Source organism: Marinobacter sp. AN1 (genome assembly GCF_026013985.1).
Taxonomy (GTDB): domain Bacteria; phylum Pseudomonadota; class Gammaproteobacteria; order Pseudomonadales; family Oleiphilaceae; genus Marinobacter; species Marinobacter segnicrescens.
Genome location: NZ_CP110342.1, coordinates 603,382 through 625,221, shown reverse-complemented (window position 1 = coordinate 625,221; position 21,840 = coordinate 603,382). Strand labels below are relative to the sequence as shown.

Annotated in this window: 17 protein-coding genes; 15 read left to right on the top strand and 2 right to left on the bottom strand. The window is 54.7% G+C overall.

The window, feature by feature from the left end:
* The first annotated feature begins 150 nt into the window (after window positions 1-150).
* The 12 genes from LJ360_RS02730 to LJ360_RS02675 all read left to right on the top strand — a co-directional run bounded on the left by LJ360_RS02730 (window position 151) and on the right by LJ360_RS02675 (window position 16,214).
* Entirely contained in the window at window positions 151-879 is a 729-nt protein-coding gene (locus tag LJ360_RS02730) for a TorF family putative porin (RefSeq protein WP_264995189.1), read from the top strand.
* 374 nt (window positions 880-1,253) lie between these two features.
* Window positions 1,254-2,468 (top strand): TolC family protein, encoded by a 1,215-nt coding sequence (locus tag LJ360_RS02725; protein ID WP_264995188.1) that lies wholly within the window; start codon window positions 1,254-1,256, stop codon window positions 2,466-2,468.
* Between the two features lie 49 nt (window positions 2,469-2,517).
* On the top strand, window positions 2,518-3,702 hold the full coding sequence (locus tag LJ360_RS02720) for an efflux RND transporter periplasmic adaptor subunit (protein ID WP_264995187.1): 1,185 nt from the start codon (window positions 2,518-2,520) through the stop codon (window positions 3,700-3,702).
* A gap of 14 nt (window positions 3,703-3,716) precedes the next feature.
* On the top strand, window positions 3,717-5,942 hold the full coding sequence (locus LJ360_RS02715; protein WP_264995186.1) for an efflux RND transporter permease subunit: 2,226 nt from the start codon (window positions 3,717-3,719) through the stop codon (window positions 5,940-5,942).
* Window positions 5,906-6,823, top strand: a complete 918-nt coding sequence (locus tag LJ360_RS02710) for an efflux RND transporter permease subunit (RefSeq protein ID WP_264995185.1) — start codon at window positions 5,906-5,908, stop codon at window positions 6,821-6,823. Before LJ360_RS02715 ends, LJ360_RS02710 begins: the two co-directional genes overlap by 37 nt.
* Window positions 6,824-6,840: 17 nt before the next feature.
* Window positions 6,841-7,197, top strand: coding sequence for a P-II family nitrogen regulator (locus LJ360_RS02705; protein WP_264995184.1), 357 nt, complete (start codon window positions 6,841-6,843; stop codon window positions 7,195-7,197).
* 198 nt (window positions 7,198-7,395) lie between these two features.
* The gene (locus tag LJ360_RS02700; protein ID WP_264995183.1) at window positions 7,396-8,523 is read left to right on the top strand and encodes a TolC family protein; all 1,128 of its coding nucleotides are present in this window, start codon (window positions 7,396-7,398) and stop codon (window positions 8,521-8,523) included.
* A gap of 113 nt (window positions 8,524-8,636) precedes the next feature.
* Window positions 8,637-9,902, top strand: a complete 1,266-nt coding sequence (locus tag LJ360_RS02695) for an efflux RND transporter periplasmic adaptor subunit (RefSeq protein WP_008174785.1) — start codon at window positions 8,637-8,639, stop codon at window positions 9,900-9,902.
* A 14-nt stretch (window positions 9,903-9,916) separates the two neighbouring features.
* Entirely contained in the window at window positions 9,917-13,114 is a 3,198-nt protein-coding gene (locus LJ360_RS02690; protein ID WP_264995182.1) for an efflux RND transporter permease subunit, read from the top strand.
* 218 nt (window positions 13,115-13,332) lie between these two features.
* Window positions 13,333-13,722 (top strand): GtrA family protein, encoded by a 390-nt coding sequence (locus LJ360_RS02685; RefSeq protein ID WP_039881780.1) that lies wholly within the window; start codon window positions 13,333-13,335, stop codon window positions 13,720-13,722.
* A complete protein-coding gene (locus LJ360_RS02680; RefSeq protein ID WP_008169859.1) occupies window positions 13,706-14,734 on the top strand; it encodes a glycosyltransferase family 2 protein in 1,029 nt (342 codons plus the stop codon). Before LJ360_RS02685 ends, LJ360_RS02680 begins: the two co-directional genes overlap by 17 nt.
* Window positions 14,718-16,214: an ArnT family glycosyltransferase gene (locus LJ360_RS02675; RefSeq protein ID WP_264995181.1), complete on the top strand. Its 1,497-nt coding sequence runs from the start codon at window positions 14,718-14,720 to the stop codon at window positions 16,212-16,214. Before LJ360_RS02680 ends, LJ360_RS02675 begins: the two co-directional genes overlap by 17 nt.
* A 75-nt stretch (window positions 16,215-16,289) precedes the next feature.
* On the opposite strand, the gene LJ360_RS02670 is transcribed toward LJ360_RS02675, so the two are convergent.
* Window positions 16,290-17,612, bottom strand: a complete 1,323-nt coding sequence (locus LJ360_RS02670; protein ID WP_264995180.1) for an ATP-binding protein — start codon at window positions 17,610-17,612, stop codon at window positions 16,290-16,292.
* Between the two features lie 29 nt (window positions 17,613-17,641).
* The gene (locus LJ360_RS02665) at window positions 17,642-18,313 is read right to left on the bottom strand and encodes a response regulator transcription factor (protein ID WP_264995179.1); all 672 of its coding nucleotides are present in this window, start codon (window positions 18,311-18,313) and stop codon (window positions 17,642-17,644) included.
* Between the two features lie 270 nt (window positions 18,314-18,583).
* Here LJ360_RS02665 and LJ360_RS02660 point away from each other — a divergent pair, with 270 nt between their 5' ends.
* The 3 genes from LJ360_RS02660 to LJ360_RS02650 all read left to right on the top strand — a co-directional run bounded on the left by LJ360_RS02660 (window position 18,584) and on the right by LJ360_RS02650 (window position 21,828).
* A complete protein-coding gene (locus LJ360_RS02660; RefSeq protein WP_053113935.1) occupies window positions 18,584-20,386 on the top strand; it encodes a copper resistance system multicopper oxidase in 1,803 nt (600 codons plus the stop codon).
* An 11-nt stretch (window positions 20,387-20,397) separates the two neighbouring features.
* Complete coding sequence (locus tag LJ360_RS02655; RefSeq protein ID WP_264995178.1) at window positions 20,398-21,171, top strand: copper resistance protein B; 774 nt, start codon at window positions 20,398-20,400, stop codon at window positions 21,169-21,171.
* 180 nt (window positions 21,172-21,351) lie between these two features.
* Window positions 21,352-21,828, top strand: coding sequence for a hypothetical protein (locus LJ360_RS02650; protein WP_264995177.1), 477 nt, complete (start codon window positions 21,352-21,354; stop codon window positions 21,826-21,828).
* The last annotated feature ends 12 nt before the right edge of the window (window positions 21,829-21,840 follow it).

Sequence of the window (21,840 nt, the reverse complement as noted above, 5' to 3'; positions counted from 1 at the left end):
GGGGCGCTAGGTGTTGGGTCGTTTTTCGGGGGCAAGCTCAGAATGTGCCGATTTGTCTCTATAATAATGATAAAAAAGAATAAATAAGATGTGGCAAGACTTTTGCTAAATCATATTTGGAGCAATGAAACCCAACCGAAGGCATCCATTATGAAGAAGCAGTTTTTCACCAAATCCGGATTTATCAGTATCACTTTGCTTGCAGCACTTCAGGCTGCGCCCGCCATTGTTAGCGCTGACGTCAGCTCAAATGTGAGCGCCAGCAGCAACTATCTGTTCCGGGGCGTCACCCAGACAGACGGGGCTGCGGCTGTCCAGGGAGGGTTGGATTATGAGCATGCGTCGGGCTTCTACGCCGGTGGCTGGGGTTCCAATGTCGATTTTGGTGACGGCACCAGCTATGAGCTTGATCTTTATGCCGGATTCTCCGGCTCTGTGGAAGAGTTGGGCTATGACGTTGGGTATATTTATTATGCGTATCCTGACGCGCCGGACTCCATTGACTTCGGCGAACTTTACGGCGAGATCAGTTATGGCATTGCCGCCATCGGCCTGGCCTACACGGTCAACAGTGACACCAGTGGTGATGGGTTGTTCGTGCAGGGGGATGCCTATTACTACGCCTCTGTTGGGGTGCCTCTGCAGGACAGCTACAGTGCCGGTGTGACGCTCGGCTATTACGACTTCGCTGACGACGGCAAGGCTTCTGTCGGTGAGGCAAGTTATTCACACGTCGCCGCCAACGTTACCAAGGATGCGGGAAACTTCGGTTCCTTCAGTGTTAACGTGGAGTACGCGGACATTGAGTCAACCGACGCGCTTGGCTCTGTCAACTCGGATGACCCGAAGTTCTGGCTGGGTTGGAGCAAGAGTTTCTGATCGGACCAGCGATCACACCCAATTCACATTTTAACTAAGAAACCGGCCCGTCGTTTGGGCCGGTTTTTTGTTTATATTGCACAGACCCACCCATCGTGCGCCTGCCTTGACGCCCGGTGACTCGACATCCTCGCCCTTACCTCTGCCCCCCCCTGCCGCCAAAGCTCATTTCTTATCCGGTGCCTGAATTTCAAACTGTATTAAAGGTTTGTCTGTAAGGTCGTTCCAGATTCCCACGCAAAAATGCTGACTCACTGACCTCAGTCAAACAGCCAGGATGATACTGAATGAACAAACGATTGTTGTTGTGCGCGATGATAGTTCCGGGAGCCTTGGCCGTCTCTCCTATGGTGTCGGCCCAGGCAAAAGAGAGTGTGTCGCTGAAAGAATATCAGCAGGCCAAAGCCAGCCAGGCTGTTTCCCTGAACCAGGCCATGGTGATGGCTTTCGAGAATAGCCCGGTATTGGCTTTGAGGCGGGCCGCGGTCTCGATACAGCAGGGACAGCTTGATCATGCCAGCCGCTGGGCGCCGAGCAATCCAGAGTTTGAGTTGGGGGCCCGTCAGGCCCCGGATCAGGCCGACGAGTCCCTGGAATATGGGGTGAGGGTTACTCAGGAGATCTGGATGGGTAATCGCGGCGACCTTGGGCAGTCGCGTGCCCGGAGTAATCTCACGTCCCGGCAACAGGAGCTTGAATACCTGAAGGTAGCCACCAAGGCGCGGGTGCGGGCCGCCTATTTCCGGATACTGCTGGCTCAGAAAGAGTTGGAAACCGCAACCCGTGCCGTTGAACTTATGCAACGCACCAAAGACCTGGTTGAAATGTCCGTAAAACAGGGTAAACAAACCCGGATTGATCTCAATACCGCAGTCATTGGGCTTGCCAGGGCCCGGAATCAAAAAGCCTCGGCGGAACAAAAGCTCGAGCAATCAAAAATTGACCTTACCGAAGTGCTCGGGGTGTCCCCCTCCGATGCCGTTGGGGTGACCGGCGAGCTTGATGTGACGCTCGAAGACCTGCCTCCGACCAGCCAGCTTGTCGAGATGGCACAGAGTCAGAGAGCGGACCTGAAAGCGGCGGCCGCCAGAATTGCAGCGGATGAATCTGGCCTTGAAGTTGCGAAAAGCCTGACGATTCCAAATCTGAAAGTCTTCGGATTTTATGATCGTGAGGAAGGCTCCAACCTTTTCGGTGCAGGGGTGTCGATGCCTTTGACCGTTTTTCATGATTATTCCGGTGAGCAGAGACAAGCTGCTGCGCGGCTGAAAACCTCCGAGCTTGAGGCAGAGGCCTTGCGCCTGGCTACAGAGCGTCAGGTTGTGTCAGCTGTGGCCCGGTACGAATCCACCGCCGTTCGGCTGCGCCAGATGAACGAGTCGATCCTGGAGCGTTCAGAGGAAACATTACAGTTGATGCAGAAAGCACTTCGGGCGGGCAAGGTCGGTGCCTCGGATGTTCTGGCGGCACAGGACAATCTCCTGTCGGTAAGGCAGGAATACGTTCAGGCGCAGAATGATTATATCGATGCCGTCCGGGCGCTGGAGATAAGCACAGGAGGTGCTCTGTCGATGTCAGCCGGTTCCTGAGGGTACGAAATTCAAAACTGACCGTTCTTTAAATAGCGAGGGTGAATGAATGATTCGCAATCTGAAGATATTTTTAATAGTTGCCAGCATTCTGAGCCTGCAGCAAGCATACGCTGCCGGAGAAGCTGGAGGTGACCAACACGGTGATGAAAGCGTCGAGCATGCCGGAGAGGAGAACCAGTCCCGCCAGATCCATCTGACGCCGGAGCAGACAGAGTTATTGTCCATTGAGACGGTGACGGCTGCCAAGGGGCGCGCTGGCGCAATTGTTACGGCACCTGCCGAGATTCAGTATGTGCCGGACCGCGTGGCCGAGGTTGGTCCGCTGCTGGAGGGAAAACTGACAGGGTTGGCGGTTGATCTGGGGGATCGTGTCAATAAGGGGCAGTTACTGGCAACCCTGAACAGTGTGGAGCTGGCCCGGATTCGCTCCCGGTTAATCTCGCTGGAGGCCCGCAAAGAAGCGGCCGAGTCTGACTACAATCGTGAAAGGGAGTTGCAGGGACAGGGTATTTCCAGTGAAGAAGAGTTCCTGGATGCCAAGGCTGCCTTTCTTGAAACAAAAGCGGAGTACGATTCCGTGCGGGAACAACTGGCGGTTTACGGCAGCGAGTCGTCAGGTGACAGTGGGGGGCTGGCGCAATACGCGCTCCGCTCACCCATTGAGGGGCGTGTCGAGCAGATGCATGTTCGTCTGGGGCAAACGCTGAGTCCGTCGGATACGCCTTTCATCGTGGCGGATGCCTCGGTGTTGTGGGCCATTCTTCAGGTGTCCGAATCCGATATTGACCAGATTTCAACGGGAGACGAGGTTCAGATTTCCTCCAGGGATTCAAGTTCTGACCGGTTTCACAGTGGGCAGGTATCCTGGGTGTCGAGCATGCTCGATGAAAAGACCCGCACCATCCCGGTTCGCGTTGTGCTGGAGTCTCCCAGAGGCGACCTTCGCCCGAATACCTATGCCACGGCCAGAATCATGACGGAATCGGAGGCCTCACTGCCGCTGGTTCCGGATGATGCGGTTCAAACCATTGGCGATGACTCCGTTGTGTTTGTTCCGGGCGATGAGAAAGGGGCTTACAAGGCGGTTCCCGTCACGCTTGGCAAGGAGGCAAACGACTGGATCGAGATCAAGTCCGGCATTAGCGCAAACACGGAAGTGGTTTCAGTAGGCGCTTTTGATCTGATGTCGGCCATTACCGCCAGTGGCCGCAGCGCCGCTCACGGACACTAAACCCCGGGGGGAGCATGATCAACGCAATTGTGAATTATGCGCTGAACAATCGTCTGATGACGCTTGTTTTTGCTATCGCCGTGATCGTTGCCGGCGTATTTTCATTTCAAAAACTGCCGGTGGATGCGTTTCCGGACGCGACGCCGACCATGGTTCAGGTGTTTACCACCAGTCCTGGTCTGTCGCCGGTGGATATTGAAACGCTGATTTCCTATCCCATTGAAATCAGCATGTACGGCATCCCCAAGTTGCAGAAGGTTCAGAGCACGTCGATTTTCGGGCTTTCCCGGGTGACCATCTATTTCGAAGATGGCACCGATATATACTTCGCCAGGCGGCTGGTAAACGAACGGCTTTCAGAAGCCAAGCGCCAGATCCCGGAGGGCATGGGGGAACCCGAACTAGGACCCATCACCACGGGCTTGGGACGTATCCTGATGTATTCCCTGAAAGCTGAGGACGAGAGCCAGTACAGCTTGCAGGAAATTCGCACGATCCAGGACTGGATTGTTAAGCCGCAGCTCAGAACCGTACCCGGGGTAACCGGTGTGCTGTCCATCGGAGGCGAGGTTAAGCAATACCAGGTCAATATCGACGCGCACAAGCTTCAGGCAAGGAGCCTGACGGTCTCGGATGTTCGCGGTGCCCTTACCCAGAACAATCGCAATGTCGGCGCCTCTTTCATTACCAGAGGAGGTGAAGAATACATTGTTCGCGGTTACGGCTGGGTCAACTCTGGTTCCGAAGGCATCAAAGACATCCAGAACATCATTGTGTCCAAGAGTGAGGGGGAGTCCCCAATTTACGTCAAGGATGTTGCGGAGGTTGGTCTTGGACCGGCAATTCGCCGTGGTGCAGAGGTGTCCTCGGGTGAGGAGTCCGTTGGCGGTTACGTGATGAAGTTGATCGGGACCAACACCAGCCAGGTGCTTGAGGACGTCAATGCAAAAATCGACGACCTGAACAAGTCACTTCCGGAGGGTCTGAAGATCGAAGCGTATTACTCCCAGGCGGAGTTGGTGGGCAAGGCTATAGGCACTGTCGAGAAAGCGTTGCTTGAGGGCTCGGTTCTGGTGCTGGTGTTCCTTTATCTGTTCCTGGGAAACATTCGTTCCACACTGATCGTGGTGGCGACGTTGCCGTTGTCTGTACTCTTTGCGTTCATTGCTATGCGCATGTCGGGCCTGTCGGCCAACCTGATGAGTCTGGGCGGGCTGGCTATCGGCATCGGCATGATGGTGGACGGCGCTGTGGTGATGATAGAGAACATCTTCCGACATATTGAAGAGCGATCGGACGAGAAAATCAGCGTGCTCAGGCTTGTTGGTGAATCCGCACGGGAAGTGGCTCGTCCGATCGTCTTTGCCATCGGCATCATTATTATTGTCTTTCTGCCGCTATTTACGCTGCAGGGCGTCGAGGGCAAGCTGTTTTCGCCCATGGCCTACACCATCAGTTTTGCGTTGATCGGTGCGCTGTTACTCGCGTTGACGTTGGTGCCGGTTCTGGCCTCGCTGTCATTCAAGATGGGTGGACAACACAAAGAGCCGAAGCTGGTTCTGTTCCTGAACCGGCTATACAAGCCGGTGGTGAATACTGTCGTCAAAGCCCCTAAAATTGTAATGGGCGTGGCCGTCATTGCCTTTGCCGGCAGTCTCCTGCTGTTTCCCTATCTCGGGAGCGAGTTCGTGCCCACGCTCAGGGAAGGCACGTTCCAGATTCGCTCGACACTGCCTCCTGGAGCCAGTCTTGAATCCGCCATCAAGTATGGCAAACGGATTCAGTCCGTTGTCGATGAATTTCCAGAGGTCACCGGCACCTATGCCAGGATCGGTCGTGCCGAGGTGGGCGGTGATCCTGAATCCGTGAACGTTGTCGCGACGCTCGTCAATCTGAAGCCTCTGGATCAGTGGCGAGAAGATGTGAGCTATGAGGACCTTCAGAGCCGGATTGCGGAGTCTTTGGATGAGCGGGTTCCCGGGCTTGCCAACAATCTGTCACAACCGATTCAGCTCAGAACCGACGAACTCCTCTCAGGCGTTCAGGCGCAACTGGTTGCCAGCATTTTCGGCGACGACCTCGACGAGTTGGGCCGGATCGGCAAGGAAGTGGCGGCCCTGGCGAATGATGTGCCGGGGGCAACGGATGTGCGCGCTCAGCAGAGCGCAGGTAAAAACAGATCGTTATTCGCCCCGACCGTGAAGTGCTGGCGCAGTTTGGCATCAGCATTGATAACCTGATGAGTACGGTCGAAACCGGGATTGGCGGTAAAGGCGCGGGGCTGGTCTTCGACGGTGTCCGGCGATTTGAGATCTTCGCCCGGCTGCAAGAGTCCTATCGCGGGTCCATCGATGAAATCAGAAAGCTTCCCCTCCGGGGTAATAGTGGCGAGCTCATCCCGCTTTCACGGGTGGCCGATGTTGAAATGTACGCTGGCCCCAAGAAAATTTCGCGCTCCAATGCCAGTCGGCGACAGTACGTGCAGATGAACGTACGTGGTCGCGATATGGGCGGTGTTGTTCAGGATTTGCGCAAGCGGATCGAGGAGCAAGTGGACATGCCGCCGGGGTATTTCGTGGAGTTCGGCGGTCAGTTTGAGAACCAGGAAAGGGCCATGGCGCGGCTGGCGATCGTTGTGCCCATTACCCTGGCGCTTATTTTCCTGCTTCTCTTTTCGGCATTCAGTAGTCTTCGCTATGCGGCGCTGATCTTCATGAATGTGCCCTTTGCGGTTACTGGTGGCATTGTCGCGCTGTTTGTGACGGGGCTTTACCTCTCTGTGCCCGCTGCCGTGGGATTCATCGCGGTGTTCGGCGTAGCCGTACTGAACGGTGTGGTGATGGTGAGCTACATCAATCAGTTGCGTGACGAAGGCTACGAAGTCATTGAAGCAGTCAAGTTGGGTGCTCAACGCCGTTTGCGGCCGGTTCTGATGACCGCCTCTGTGGCTATTCTGGGGCTGATTCCCCTGCTGCTGGCCGATGGCATTGGCTCTAATGTCCAACGGCCACTGGCAACGGTTGTGGTTGGCGGTCTGATCACTTCAACGTTGCTGACGTTGGTAGTGTTGCCCAGCGTGTATCAGTGGTTTGCATCCGAACGTCGTGACGTTGAAGTCTGATAGGCAGGAGAAGGCTTATGTATGAAATAAAGGCTTATGTCAGAGAGGTTATGGCAGAGCATGTGGTTGATGCTCTGGCCAGAGTCAAGGGCGTGACAAGCATTGCTGTCGTGTCTCTCGGCGAATTTGGTCATCTGGTCGGCGATGAGTCGCCTCTGGAGAAAGTGAAGATGGTCAAGCTGGAAATAGACGTAGCGACCGATGATGTCGCTGGTGAAGTTGTGGAACTCATTGTCAGAACGGGCAGAACCCAGGAAGGGCACCCGGGTGACGGCAAGGTGCTTGTATCCCGCCTGGTTCGGGCTGTTCGTATCGACGATGGTGCGACCGACGAGAGCGCACTTCAACCGGCATCAAACCAGCGCTTTTCCTAGATTGGATGGCGGCATCGTGGCCATGAGTCGCGATGCCGCTTCTCCCCGCCCTTATTGAGGAGCACTTTCAAGTTCCCTGAGCTAATGCCTTCCAAATTCAAGTTCATTTCAACCTTTTCACTTACTATCTCCACCTACCTTGTCATGGGCGTCTCGCCCCCATGAATTGTGGCTAACAACCCCTTCGGGAGAAAGTCGATGAAGGCAAGCAAGCACTCGCCCAGGGCGTTGCTGTGTTCAGTACTATTGTCTATTCCTCTGTTCGGTCAAGCGGAGACTGTGAATTGGACAAATTGGCTCACTGGCCAGATAAGCAAGCATCCGGATGTCATGGCGGCGACAGAGCAGGCGGCAGCCCGGGATGCGGATGCTGAGGCAAGCGAACAACCGCTGTATAACCCGGAGCTGTCTGTTGGAGCAGACAGAAATGGCAGTGACAACAACTTTGTGGCAGGGCTATCACAAACGATCGATTGGTCTGATCAACAGGGTGCGCTAAAGGACAAGGCAAAGCTGATCAGGCTTTCCGCTGAAGCTGATTTGAACGAGGCGGTTTTGGCACAAACGTCCGAGTCGCTGTTTGCGCTTGTCGAGTGGCGCGCGGCGACGCGTGCCGAAGAAATTGCGGAATCCCAGCAACACCGTCTGGATGCCTTGCTGGAGCAGGTTGAGCAACGCCAGCAGGCGGGCGACCTGGGGAGTACCGATGCAGAGTTGCTTTTTTTAAGCCTTTCTCAGCAGCTCAGTGAACTCGCCCAGGCAAAGGCTGCGGTTGATCAGGCGCAAGCCCGGGTCAGAGAGCTTCTGCCGGATTGGCGGCCTCAGGATGGGGGGATCCCCGGGCACATTTGGCCGGCTCTTGCTTCCAGGGTCGATAACGACAATTTGCTGGATCATCCGTCAATTGCTGCTGCCCGCGCGAGGTGGCAGGTGCTGCGGAGCGAAGCCGAGGTGGTCAGTCGCAGAGCGGCGGCATCTCCCACGGTCGGGCTGAGCGGAGGGCGTGATGGCGGTGAGAACCTGGTTGGCCTGACGTTCTCGATCCCTCTGAATGTCCGTAATAACTACCGTGCCGAAATCCAGGCTGCCAACCGACGATCATTAGAGGCCGAGGCTCGGTTTCAGGCACTTTATCGGAAGCAGCAGTATGATCTGGCGGGCGCCGAGCTGCCTGGAAGCGATACGACACCCAACTTCGTCGATGGACAGAACTCTCCCAGGGGCGTGTACAGCGAAGTGCTGATTTGCTTGAGAAGCAGTGGCAGGTCGGCGACCTCTCCACCTCTGAGTATCTCCAGGCGCTGGGCCAGCGCGCGGAGAGCCTGAAAACCGGTATTGAACTGGAAAAGCAGGCGCAGTTGGGTCTGATTGAGCTCTTGAGCCAGTCTGGCGAACTGATCACCCTCTTCCAATACTAGTCTGGAAACTGGATATTCATTATGAAAAAAACTCTGATTTCTGTATTCGCATTGACGTTGCTTACAGCCCCACTTTCTTTTGTACAGGCAGAGGAAGATGCTCATCAGGAAGCCGGTCATGATCATGCTGCCAGTGGCGACGATCATCAGGAAGTCACCGGTGAGGAGGGCGAGTATAAGGAAGATCATGGTGAAGAAGGTGAGCATGAGGAGGAAGGTGATCATGAAGAGGAAGGGGGGCACGGCCACGAAGACGAGAACGGTGGCCATGAAGAAGCGGCCACCGCAAGCATCAATGCCAAACAGAAAGAGCTCGCCGGCATTGAAGTAGCAACCCTCGAAAGCAAGCACGTTGACTATGAAATCTACGCTCCCGGTGAGCTGCTGACCAACGGCTATACCAGCTATCACGTGTCCCCCCGGGTTGCCTCAGTGGTGCTGCGGCGTCACGTGGAACTGGGTGAGCACGTAACCAAGGGCCAGCCGCTGGTAACCCTGTTCAGTGAGACGGTGGCACAGGCGCAGGCGGATTACAGGAAAGCTTTTCCTGAATGGAAGCGAATCAGCGGGCTGGGTCGTTCCGTGGTTGGCGATCAGCGGTTCAATACAGCGAAAGCCAACATTGAAGCAGCAAGGGCGACTCTGCTTGCTTACGGGCTGAACGATGATGACATTGGTGCGTTGAAGGCCAGCGGGGTGGATAGTCTCGGTGAATACATGCTCAGGGCTCGCGTGGATGGTGCAGTACTGACCGATGAGTTTGAGCAAGGACAAAGAGTTGAGGCTGGCCAGCCGCTGGTGACTCTTGCTGATGAGAGTGAGCTTTGGGTAGAAGCCCATCTGCCAGCAAGCTCCGACATTGTTCTAGAGAAGGGCGCGGAAGCCGAAGTCAGGGCAGCGGGTCGTGTGGGCGTGGCAACGGTGTCCCAGGAAGCCCACACCATTGATCCTGTGACCCGCACGCGGATTGTCAGGCTTGAGCTGGACAATCCTGAAGATCGTTTTCATCCAGGAATGTTCGCAGATGTGTATTTTCGTTTTAAGACCAGCGAGCCGGTGCTTGCCGTGCCGGAGACTGCATTGATGCGTGGCGCGGACGGCGACTGGACGGTCTATGTGGAAGAGGCCGAAGGCGAGTATGAACCCGTGGAAGTGGAACTGGGCCGCTCAATTGGCGGGCTCCGTGAGGTTTCCGGCCTGGCTGCGGGCCAACGAGTCGTTTTGCGGGGCGCATTTTTTGTGGCCTCTGAGATTGCCAAAGGCGGCTTTGATCCGCACAACCACTGATTCCGGGAGCCATTATGTTCAACCGAGTTGTCGACTGGGCGGTTCAGAACCGCCTGTTGGTTCTTATTGCGCTTGCAGTGCTTATCGCCACGGCCGCGTTTCAGATACCAAAACTGAATCTTGATGCTTTCCCCGACGTTACAAACGTCCAGGTCGCTGTTAATACAGAGGCGCCCGGACTTGCGGCTGAGGAAGTCGAGCAGCTGATCACCTATCCCATTGAAGCGGTGATGTATGCGTTGCCGGATGTTGAGGAGGTTCGGTCCATCTCCAAAACCGGGTTGTCTGGTGTCACCGTGGTCTTTAAAGAGGGCACGGATATCTATTTCGCGCGCCAACTGGTTTTCGAGCGGTTGCAGGCCGCGCGGGAGCTGATTCCGGACGGGGTCGGGGTGCCTGAAATGGGGCCGAATACGTCCGGTCTTGGCCAGGTCTACCAGTACTTGCTGATAGCGGACCCGGATTCGGGGTACGACGCAATGGAATTGCGCAGCTTGCACGACTGGCTGGTCAAACTGTTGCTGATACCGGCTGAAGGGGTTACGGAAATCCTGTCGTTTGGCGGAGAGGTCCGCCAGTACCAGGTTAACCTGAACCCGGCGCGAATGCTGTCCTATGACTTATCACAGAACGATGTCATGGAAGCCCTGGAGAACAACAACTCCAATGTTGGGGGCTGGTATATGGGCCGCGGGCAGGAGCAGTTGGTTATTCGCGGTATGGGCTGGCTGGGTAATGGCGAGCAGGGGCTCGAGCAGATCCGTCAGGTGCCCGTTAAAACCAGTGATGGCATTACAGTGACAGTGAACGATGTCGCCGAGGTAGCGCTGGGCACTGAAATTCGCCAGGGTGCGGTAACCATGACCCGGAAGGATGAAGCCGGTCAGGTTGAACAACTGGGTGAAGTGGTTTCTGGCATTGTACTCAAACGAATGGGGGCCAACACAAAAGCCACCATCGACGGCATCGAGGCCCGCATTGATCGCATAAATCAGGCGCTTCCGAGTGGGGTTCGTTTTGAGCCCTATTACAACCAGGCGGATCTGGTGACCAAGGCCGTAGAGACGGTGACCAATGCGCTTCTGTTGGCTTTTGTGTTTATTGCGATCGTGCTTGCCCTGTTCCTGATGAATCTGCGGGCAACAACGCTGGTGCTGCTTTCAATACCGATTTCCATCGGGATTGCCCTGATGATCATGGCCTGGTTCGGTCTCTCGGCCAACCTGATGTCTCTGGGCGGTATTGCTGTGGCAATCGGCATGCTGGTGGATGGCTCTGTTGTTATGGTTGAGAACATGTTCAAGCATCTGACCCATCCTGATGGCGAGCATGACGCCCATCGGGATGAGTTGGCTGGAGATGACCCCGATCCATTGGACGCGTCACACGATGATCATGGCATTGCCCTTCGTCTCCAGGAAGCCGGCCGGGAAGTGGCGCGGCCGATTTTTTTCGCGACGGCGATTATCCTGGTCGTTTTCATGCCTCTGTTCAGCTTCGAAGGTGTGGAAGCCAAGCTGTTCCAGCCAATGGCAATCAGCATCATGCTGGCTATCGTGTCGGCGGTGATCGTCGCTCTGGTGGTTGTACCCGCGCTGGCGTCATACATGTTCCGTAAGGGTATCCGGGAGCGGGAAAGCTTCATTCTAAAACCCCTGGAAAAGCTCTATCGCATGGGGCTTGCCTGGTCACTGAAGCATAGCCGCGTGGTTGTTGGCGCGGCGGCGGTTCTTGTTGTACTGGCGGCGCTGATTGTTCCACGACTGGGCACGGAGTTCGTGCCTGAACTGGAAGAGGGCACGATTAACCTCCGGGTGACCCTGGCCCCTTCATCAAGCCTCGATACGGCGCTTGAAGTGGCGCCGAAACTGGAGGCCATGCTGATGGAGTTTCCAGAGGTGACTTACGCTCTGTCCAGGGCTGGCCGAGCAGAAATAGGCGGCGACCCGGAGCCAGTTAACAACATAGAGGTCTATATTGGCTTAAAACCAACTTCGGAGTGGACCAGCGCCAGTAATCGCTATGAATTGCAGGCTCTGTTTGAGGAGAAGCTCGAACAGCACCCGGGACTACTGTTTAACTTTTCTCAGCCTATCGCGACTCGGGTTGATGAATTGTTGTCAGGTGTTCGTGCGCAGTTGGCCATCAAACTCTTTGGCCCGGATCTCGACGTACTGGCGGAGAAAGGCCAGCAGATTGAAGCGGCGGTCCAAACCGTTCAGGGAACACGGGATGTGGCCATGGAGCAGATTGCCGGTGAAGCGCAGTTGGTGGTTCAGCCAGACCGTCAGGCACTTTCCCGGTACGGACTCGCCGTGTCTGATGTGATGAGTGTCGTCCGGGACGGACTGGGTGGTGCCGCCGCGGGCCAGATCATCAACGGAAATGAGCGGTACGATATCTATGTGCGCCTGGCCAAACGTTTCCGGGAAGACCGGGATGCCATTGCTGATCTCAGGTTGCAGGCGCCTTCCGGAGCCTGGGTGAGACTCGGTGATGTGGCCGATGTGTCTATTGAGTCTGGCCCGCCCCAGGTGCGCCGCGACGACGTTCAGCGCCGTGTGGTCATTCAGTCCAATGTGCAGGGTCGTGACATGGGCAGTGTGGTTGCCGATATTCAGGATACCATCGCGTCAGAAGTGAACCTTCCCCCCGGCTATTCGGTGGATATTGGTGGTCAGTTCGAAAACCAGCAGCGAGCTCAGAAACGATTGACCATTGTGGTACCTGTATCTCTGGGCCTGATTGCGCTGTTGCTCTACTTCGCTTTCAGTTCGGTTGGTCAAGCGCTGTTGATTCTGGTCAACGTGCCGCTTGCCGTAATTGGTGGTGTCTTTTCGCTCTGGGTCTCCGGCCAGTATCTTTCAGTGCCCAGTTCCGTTGGATTTATCACACTGTTTGGTGTGGCGGTGCTTAACGGGGTCGTTATGGTCGAAAGCATCAATCAGCGAATACAGGATGGGTTGAACGTGGATACCGCGGTGTTTGAAGGTGCCGTCTCCCGTTTACGTCCTGTCTTGATGACAGCAATAACCTCGGCGCTCGGCTTGATACCGATGCTGTTGTCGACGGGCGTGGGAGCGGAAATCCAGAAGCCACTGGCCAGCGTGATTGTTGGTGGTCTCGTGACTGCAACTTTCCTGACACTCTTTGTTTTGCCGGTTCTGTTCGGTCGCTTTTCAAGAGCCAAGGTGGGTGATATTCAGCGGTAGATGTGAGGCGGAAATGCATAGTTGCGGTTACATGCATGGAAGTGTAATTCCGCCCGTTTTAACGGAGACGAGGGTCTTGCTGTTGAACTTTGCTCCTAGAAAGAAGGCTGTGACTGTGATTCTGGTGCCCGATGTTTCTGAAGAGTCAATGTTCACCATTTCCGGAATTGTTGTTGAAACATCGGGCACGATGGTTAGCCACGGGTGTGTCGGCCAGGATGAAGAAGGTTCCCTTTAAAAGAATAAGTGGATTTATTGCCGCCGGAGGAATGGCAACCCTTTTCCATTGGGCGGCCATGTCCGGCCTGGTTCTGCTTGGCATGGCCCCCGTAGCAGCCACCTTTTCTGGAAGCGTTGTAGGAGCGGTTACCAACTACTGGTTGCAGCGAACTTTGGCCTTTCCAAACGCACGCCCACACATCCAGGCCATCTGGCGATATGCCTTTTCCTGTTCACTCGCAGCTCTCCTGAACGTTCTGATCTTTTTAGTCCTGCATCAACTGTTTGAAATCTCTGTTGTGCCTGCTCAGCTTCTAACCACTGCGGCTGTCGCTGTATTTAACTATGTTGTCTACCAAAGGCTGGTGTTTCATGAACAAACCTCTTGAGACTTCCCGTGCGCCGAATGAATCAGAGCTGCTTTCCCTGGTGGTTCCGGTGTTCAATGAGCGTTCGATGCTTCCCCTATTCTTTGAGCATGTATTGCCGATCCTTGCGAGCCTCGATATTCGCTCGGAGATCGTGGTTGTGGACGATGGTAGCGAGGATGGCAGTGCCGAATTTGTTAGGACTTTCATTAAAAGGAAATCGAGCATCCGTCTCGTCAAGCTAAGCCGCAACTTTGGCAAAGAGGCAGCGGTAACAGCAGGGCTGGAGCATGCCAAGGGGGATGCGGTGATCGTTCTGGATGCGGACCTTCAGGATCCACCTGAATACATTCCCGAGATGGTCAGGAGTTGGAAGTCCGGCTTTGATGTCGTTCTGATGCAACGTCGATCACGTGTAGGCGAGAGTTTTCTCAAGCGCTGGAGTGCGCACCTTTTCTATCGCTTGCTGAATAAGACCAGTCGCACTGAAATCCCGGTCGACACGGGTGATTTCCGATTGATGAGCAGGCGGGCAGTTGATGCCCTTCTCCGGTTAGGAGAGCGCAACCGCTACATGAAGGGACTCTTTGCCTGGGTTGGTATGCCAACGACGATCATCGAATACGACCGGGCATTGAGAGTGGCTGGCGAGAGTAAGTGGGACTACCCGGGCCTGGTCGGCCTGGCCCTTGAAGGCCTGACTTCCTTCTCAGTGTCACCTCTCAGATGGGCAACGCTTGTCGGCTTGCTGGCCGCCTCCGTTGGTGGATTGTTCGGTGTCTGGATTGTAGCGAAGGCAATAATGCTCGGCGATCCGACTGACGGCTACCCATCGTTAATCGCCCTCATCAGTTTTCTGGGCGGCATACAACTGGTGAGCGTTGGTATCGTTGGTGAGTATGTGGGCAAAACCTACATCGAATCGAAACAGCGACCACTGTATCTGACCGAAGAAGTGGTCGAGAACAAAGAGGTATCAAGCCGAGACCAAATCAGCAACTTCAGAGGCGTCAAGAATGCTAAAGCGATTTGAGCCCTGGTTCTGGGTACTGGCTGCCGTATTGTTCAGTCGCTTTATCGGAATGACGCTGTTTCCCTTCGTGGATACAACGGAGCCCCGATACGCTGAAATCGCTCGTTTAATGGCTGAAACCGGGGACTGGATAACGCCCTGGTTTGAACCCGGCGTTCCGTTCTGGGGGAAACCTCCACTGTCGTTCTGGGCTCAGGCTGCCTCTATAAAAATATTTGGACTGTCTGAATTTTCTCTGCGGCTACCGGCATGGTTCGCCACGATTGGAATCGTATGGCTGACGTGGTGCCTTGCAAATCATGCGCGCGGTGCTGCGGTCGCTCGATGGTCTACTCTTGTGCTTTCCACGATGGTACTCACCTATATCAGTGCCGGCGCAGTCATGACGGATACGTTCCTGGTATTTGGAACGACCCTCTCCTTGGTGAGCGTGTGGTTTGTGCTTTCAGGGCGCTCTGACTATTGGCGCTGGTGGTTTTTCATGGGCCTGGCCATCGGTTTGTTGTCAAAGGGACCGTTGGCTGTTGTACTGACCGTTATCCCCCTGGTGCTATGGGCTGCTATTTTCAGGCAGCGGTTACAGCCGTTGAAAAAATTACCCTGGCTTCTTGGCTCACTTCTGACACTGGCGATTGCCGTGCCATGGTACGTGCTCGCTGAATTGAAAACGCCAGGGTTCCTCAACTATTTCATCATTGGCGAACACTTTAGCCGGTTTCTGGACCCCGGGTGGGCCGGCGATTTGTACGGTAGTGCCCATGACCGGCCCAAGGGCATGATCTGGATATTCTGGCTTTGGGCTTCATTCCCCTGGGGTATCATTGGCTTGGTTGGCTTTGGCCTTGCGGCGGCGCGAGGCAAAACAAAGGATATATTCACTGGTGCTGTTCAAGACGCCTCAACGCTGTATCTGTTGTTTTGTGCGATAACGCCAATGCTGTTCTTCACCCTGGCAGGCAACACGCTTTGGACGTACATACTTCCTTCTCTTCCGTTCTCGGCCATTCTGATTGCCGGATGGGTGTCGCAGCTCAATTTACGTCCCTGGTCCAGAATCAGGTCGGGTGCTGTATTACTTGCACCCGTTCTCATTACCCTTTTTGTGTTCATAGGTGTGAGCGGAGTAAAACCACTAAAAACCGAGAAGCAATTGATAGGCCGGTATGAGAGCATTCAGCAAGCGGGAGACGGTCCAATCTTTTACATTGGCGAGATGCCATTTTCCGCACGTTTTTATTCGTTGGGCGACGCTGTCGAAATCACCTCCACAGAATTCGACAGTCTGCTGGACGCTGACGGGTACGCCAGGGTCTTTGCCGCAATTCCAAACGATGCGGTAGATAAGGTTCTTGGTCCGCGGGCCACTGACGCTCAGAAGTTGGGGGAGAACGAACGGTACCAGCTATTCTCGATCGATCTTCCGCCAACAGACAGCCAGAATGACCCCGTTGATTCTGAATTAAACTCGAAGAATGATTAATGACGCAGCTGATTACTGCTAAAACTGAGTCTTTGAAGGCCGGATTTTCAAGATGGCTGGCCTTTTGGCAGTGATCTAGTCCGGAAATGGCAGTAAAATCAGAATCCTGGCTCCTCCGTTTTTCGAGGATCCGATTTCCAGGTGTCCGAGGTTGTCTTCGACAATCTCGGACACGATGGACAATCCGAGTCCAAATCCGGCGACCGTTTCATCCAGCCTGGTGCCCCTGTCCATGACAGTGGCTGCCGCCTCGGGAGAAATTCCGGGGCCATCGTCCGCTACTTCTATGGAGAGTCCTGATGACGTGCGGGCGATTGTAACGTCGACGGTTGTCTGGCACCACTTCCCGCCATTTTCGAGTAAATTGCCAAGTAGCTCTGAAAGATCCTGCCGCTCCATAGGCCAATTGAAGTTTTCGGGTAAGGTGGTGTGGAGGCGGAAAACCGTATCAGGGAATATTTTTTCCATGACGGTGATGACACTTGCCGTGATTTCAACCGGCATGCACGTTCGTCCCATCTGTCTGCCTGATATGTCTGCCTTGCTCATCCTGTAGTTCAGGGATTTGTCAAGCTCCCGCAAGTTAGAGGTCATAAACACAATATCCTCCCGGGACGGAGGCAAGGTGTCGATGTCCGACAAAATGGCAAGATTGGCAGAGATAGAGGTTTTGACCAGGTGAGAGAGATCAGAATTCAGGCGGCGGTGGCGGTCCAGACGACGGTTTGACAGCTCAAGCAAATCATTGAGCTGGCGGATCAGCGGACGAAACTCTTCCGGTACGTGAGGGTTCAGGCGACTTTGTTTCCCGGATTGGAGCCGTCTCAGGTCCTCTTTTATCTTACTGATGGGCTTTAACGTCAGATGTGTAGTGGTTCCAATCAGGGCCAGCAGTATCGCGAGAAGAACGGCCGAGGCGCCGAGCAATGTCAGGTGAGCCTTCAGCGGTCGTTCAGAGAGCGCCCCCTCGGTTTCAAGAACGGTGATTGAGGCCAGTTTTTCACTGGCGGAGAAAATGCGTTTGAGCCCGAAAAGCGTGTTCGCACCCTGCGCTATGTGGATGAAACCCTCGGGCTTCTCTGCAGCGCCCTGCAGTTGGCTCTGGTCAAAGTTCGGGCTCGCCAGGACGCTTCCGCTAGCCGTTTCGATGACGATGGCATGCCCCAGAAGCATTTCAAACTGATTGATCATGTTGCTGAGGTCGTCGGTTGTGGGGGATTCAGCCTCAATGATTGCCTGAAAGTTTTCCAGCTCTTTGTTCAGGTGTTGCTTCCTGGACTCGTCCGATAGTTGCTTTATCACGTAGGTGTGTGAAAAGAATATCAGAGTAAAATATACGAGGCTGAAAACAGCACCATACTGAATGGCTGTTCTGCGGATACTTTTCGGAGCAGACATATTTTAACCTGGTTGGTTCACTCGGGCGTTCAGCGGTTAGGATCTTTTTCGAAGTAGTAGCCCTGGCCACGCAATGTTTTTATTTTATTGACCCCTATTATTTTTCTAAGCCGGGTTATGTAAACCTGAACGACATTTCTGGTGGGGCATCTTTCTATGTTGTAGAGGGATTCAACCAGTTCGTCCTGGGAAAACACCCGGTCCGGTGAACGGAGGAAACACTGTAAAAGGCGGAATTCCGTAGCTGTCAGTCTGAACTCTTTCTGGTCGGGCGTGGTAAGCGTTCGGTAGGTGGCGTTGAGACTGAATCCGTCAACACTGATCTGGTCTGTCGTTCTGCCGTCCTTTCTTCGGATAATCGCACTGAGCCGGGCTTTCAGTTCATCAAACTCAAACGGTTTGGGAAGGTAATCATCAGCTCCCGCATTCAACCCTTCTACTCTCTCAGTCCAGTTGGAGCGTGCGGTCAGAATAAGGATGGCCTCTTTTTTCCCGTTTTTTCTCCATCTTTGCATTAAAGACAGTCCATTTTCATCGGGCAGTCCGATATCGAGAATAACGGCCTGGTAGGAGCTTGTTTCAATCAACGAGTCCGCTTCTTTGCCGGTTTTGGCGATATCTACTGTGTAGTGCGCCTGCGCAAGCCAGCCCGATATTTTTTTGGCAAGTACAGCATTGTCTTCAACAATCAGAATTTTCATTTGTAAGCGCCGTTTTTCGTGGTGGGAAAGTTTCGCCAGTCTGCCATGGATTGTACCAGTAACGGCAACTCCCCAGAAAAACAGCAACCCGTTAAAAATGGGGGGTTACCGGTCGACTTTTCAGTTTGATTTCAGTTGCACCGGGTAGAGTCAACAATCGAGCCACGAACGCGAGAAGCTGTATATACATGGTTTTAGGAGCAACCTATGAGCGATAGACATTTCTATGCAGGTGTGTCCAGGCGCCGCCTTATACAAGGAGCTGCCACAATGGGACTTCTTGCCGGTTTCGACAGTTTGTTACCGGCCTATGCTAGAGGACAACTGGACAACACGAATGCATTTCACACCGTGCGTAATGGCGCTGACATTTACGACCTGACCGTCGCGAGAACACCTCTCAAGATAGGGGGCAGAGTCTCGGAACAGCCCATCACCATCAACGGCACTCTGCCAGCGCCTCTGGTGCGCCTCAAACAGGGGCGCGAGGCAATCTTGCGTGTCACCAATACGCTACCGGAGGCAACATCCATTCACTGGCACGGTCTGATTCTGCCGTACCAGATGGATGGCGTTCCTGGCGTCAGCTTTCCCGGCATCATGCCCGGCGAAACGTTTGAGTACCGTTTCCCGGTCGAACAGCATGGCACCTACTGGTACCACAGCCACTCTGGCCTTCAGGAACAGCTAGGCCACTATGGGCCGATTATCATTGATCCTGCCGAGCCCGAATCGGTGGCCTATGATCGCGAATACGTTGTGGTTCTATCTGACTGGACCTTTGACTCTCCCGAGGACGTATTCCGCAACCTGAAAGTGGCAGAGGGCTACTATAACTACAACCAGCGCACCGTTAGCGACTTCTTCAAGGATGTTGAAACCATGGGCTGGGATGCTGCGTGGAGCAAAGCCGGCATGTGGGGCAGAATGCGAATGAGCCCCCGGGATATTCTGGATGTAACCGCTTCTGAATATACCTACCTGATGAATGGATCGCCTTCCGCCAGCAACTGGACCGGGCTGTTCCGTCCCGGCGAGAAAATTCGCCTGAGATTCATCAATGCCTCGGCGATGACCTTCTTTGATGTCCGTGTCCCGGGCCTCCCGATGACGGTTATTTCCGCTGACGGCCAACCAGTGCAACCCGTTGAAACGGATGAATTCCGCATTGGCGTGGCGGAAACCTACGACGTGATTGTACAGCCAACCGACACGGCTCACACCGTGTTTGCCCAGTCACAGGATCGGTCGGGGTATGTGCGCGGAACGTTAGCCACCCGCAAGGGAATGGAGGCGCCAGTACCGCCCATGTATCCGCGAACCGAGCGCGGTATGGCCGCCATGGGCATGGGCGCGATGAGCATGGGCGCCATGGGCAAGGACGGCGATATGAACATGGACAGCGGCATGGACATGGGTGGCAAGATGGAAATGATGTCAGGCAGCAACGACAAAGCCCATGGCCAAATGATGATGAATGGCGCCGACTCGGGAATGAACAAGATGAGCTCGGACAAAGCAACGATGAATGAGGTCCCGACGGCGGGTCGGCCGATATCCCATGGCCCTGATAATCACGGTCCCGGGGCGGCCATGGTGGCTTCCAGCCCGCAATCGCGTCTGGATGACCCTGGTGTAGGCTTTGAAACAGCCAACCATCGGGTGCTGACTTATTCCCAGTTGCAGAGCATTGAGGGCTGGCCCGACAAGCGCCCGGCCGAACGCGAGGTGGAACTGCACCTTACCGGCAATATGGAACGTTACATGTGGTCGTTCGACGGCAAAAAGTTCTCTGAAGTCGATGGCCCGGTCAAGTTCTACCATGGCGAGCGCCTGCGATTGATCCTCGTCAACGACTCGATGATGGATCACCCCATTCACCTGCATGGCATGTGGATGGAACTGGAAACCGGTGCAGGTGAATATCGTCCACGCAAACACACGATTTCCGTCAAACCCGGCGAGCGTGTATCCGCGCTGATCACAGCGGATGCACCGGGTGACTGGGCTTTCCATTGCCACCTTCTGTACCACATGGACGCAGGCATGTTTCGTGTCGTGTCGGTCGTTTAACGGGATAGGGGATGAACATTATGATGAATCGCATCAAGTGGGTTGTGGGTGCCTCAGCCTTAACGCTTGCCTCGGGAGCCGGCGCCGCCGGTACTGGCGTTCAGGCCGAACCGGACTGGACGCTGCCGATACACGACAACCAGGTGTTTGGCCAGGTTCTGTTTGACCGGATGGAATACCAGCGTGACGGCGACAACGAATTGGCCCTGTGGGACGCCCAGGCCTGGATTGGTAAAGATCGCAATCGGCTCTGGGTCGAAACGGAAGGTGAGACTAATCTATCCAGCGACAGCGGCGACATCGAAAATTTTGATGTGCAGTACAGCTATCGCTTCGATCGCTTCTGGGATATACAGACAGGATTGGGTGCCCAGACAACGTTTGGCCCCAGCCCTAATAAGGAGCGCTATTCGGCCATTGTTGGATTGCAGGGACTTGCCCCCTACTGGTTTGAGGTAGACACAAATCTCCGAGTCACCGACGACGGTGACGTGTCATACGATCTTGAAGCCGAGTACGACTGGCTGCTGACCCAAAGGCTCATTTTGCAGGGCCGCGGCGAAACGCTCGTTGCCTTCAGCGATGTTGAGGAGTGGGGCGTCGGTAGTGGCATCAATAATGTGGGCCTGGGGCTCCGTCTGAGATACCACTTTTCGAGGGAGTTTGCGCCCTACGTGGGTGTTTCTTACACCCGCTTTCTGGGCAACACAGAGGACCTTCGTGAGCGCGAGGGGGAAGACGTCGAGTCCTCCAGCTTCGTGGCGGGCGTCCGGTGGTGGTTTTAGTACGATAATGCCCAGTAGAAAAGGCTGGCCTCTTTGCGTGGGTCAGCTAGTGTCCTCATTTGGAGGATTTCGTCAAAATCATTGCCGACCTTCCGCATGTTCGGCTCAATGACAAACGGCCGGACTAAGGCCCGGCCGTTGTATCAGATCATGAAATTACACGTTGATCAGTAACTGATATTGACCATAGGTTCCTGTTTTTTTAATTTGGTCTGTCAGCTTTTTGCTGCATTTTTTTGGGAAATGATCCAGGTGCCTTTCTTTACAGGGATGATGGAGGCATCCCATGGTGCGGTAGTCTGGCTGTGCACGCGGGCGGCAATCGGTGATGCCAATATTGCACTATTTGCCTATGGCATTGCCGCCGCGGCAACTAAAGATGGCTTTTGGATACAGGGACGGTGGCGCCGCCATGTTTTAGGAGTGTATTTTGCTACCGGTCTGCTTATAACGATAGTCTTTGAAGCATGGGCCACAGGCGCAGGCCAGCGCTGGAGCTACAATGATTCTATGCCCCTGTTACCCTTTATTGGCACAGGTATTGCGCCTCTAGTGCAGTGGATTATCGTTCCAACAGTCTCGCTCTTTGGTCTGCGTTGGCTCTATAGAGGCTGGCTTGATCTCAGACGTCAGGGCGGTGATTACTCTCGGCAATAAATAATGGGCTTC

Coding starts and splice junctions, on each gene's coding strand:
- LJ360_RS02730 (WP_264995189.1), top strand. CDS start 151: ATGAAGAAGCAGTTTTTCACCAAATCCGGATTTATCAGTATCACTTTG.
- LJ360_RS02685 (WP_039881780.1), top strand. CDS start 13,333: ATGAAGAAGGTTCCCTTTAAAAGAATAAGTGGATTTATTGCCGCCGGA.
- LJ360_RS02680 (WP_008169859.1), top strand. CDS start 13,706: ATGAACAAACCTCTTGAGACTTCCCGTGCGCCGAATGAATCAGAGCTG.
- LJ360_RS02660 (WP_053113935.1), top strand. CDS start 18,584: ATGGGACTTCTTGCCGGTTTCGACAGTTTGTTACCGGCCTATGCTAGA.
- LJ360_RS02715 (WP_264995186.1), top strand. CDS start 3,717: ATGATCAACGCAATTGTGAATTATGCGCTGAACAATCGTCTGATGACG.
- LJ360_RS02720 (WP_264995187.1), top strand. CDS start 2,518: ATGATTCGCAATCTGAAGATATTTTTAATAGTTGCCAGCATTCTGAGC.
- LJ360_RS02675 (WP_264995181.1), top strand. CDS start 14,718: ATGCTAAAGCGATTTGAGCCCTGGTTCTGGGTACTGGCTGCCGTATTG.
- LJ360_RS02690 (WP_264995182.1), top strand. CDS start 9,917: ATGTTCAACCGAGTTGTCGACTGGGCGGTTCAGAACCGCCTGTTGGTT.
- LJ360_RS02670 (WP_264995180.1), bottom strand. CDS start 17,612: ATGTCTGCTCCGAAAAGTATCCGCAGAACAGCCATTCAGTATGGTGCT.
- LJ360_RS02695 (WP_008174785.1), top strand. CDS start 8,637: ATGAAAAAAACTCTGATTTCTGTATTCGCATTGACGTTGCTTACAGCC.
- LJ360_RS02705 (WP_264995184.1), top strand. CDS start 6,841: ATGTATGAAATAAAGGCTTATGTCAGAGAGGTTATGGCAGAGCATGTG.
- LJ360_RS02700 (WP_264995183.1), top strand. CDS start 7,396: ATGAAGGCAAGCAAGCACTCGCCCAGGGCGTTGCTGTGTTCAGTACTA.
- LJ360_RS02665 (WP_264995179.1), bottom strand. CDS start 18,313: ATGAAAATTCTGATTGTTGAAGACAATGCTGTACTTGCCAAAAAAATA.
- LJ360_RS02655 (WP_264995178.1), top strand. CDS start 20,398: ATGAACATTATGATGAATCGCATCAAGTGGGTTGTGGGTGCCTCAGCC.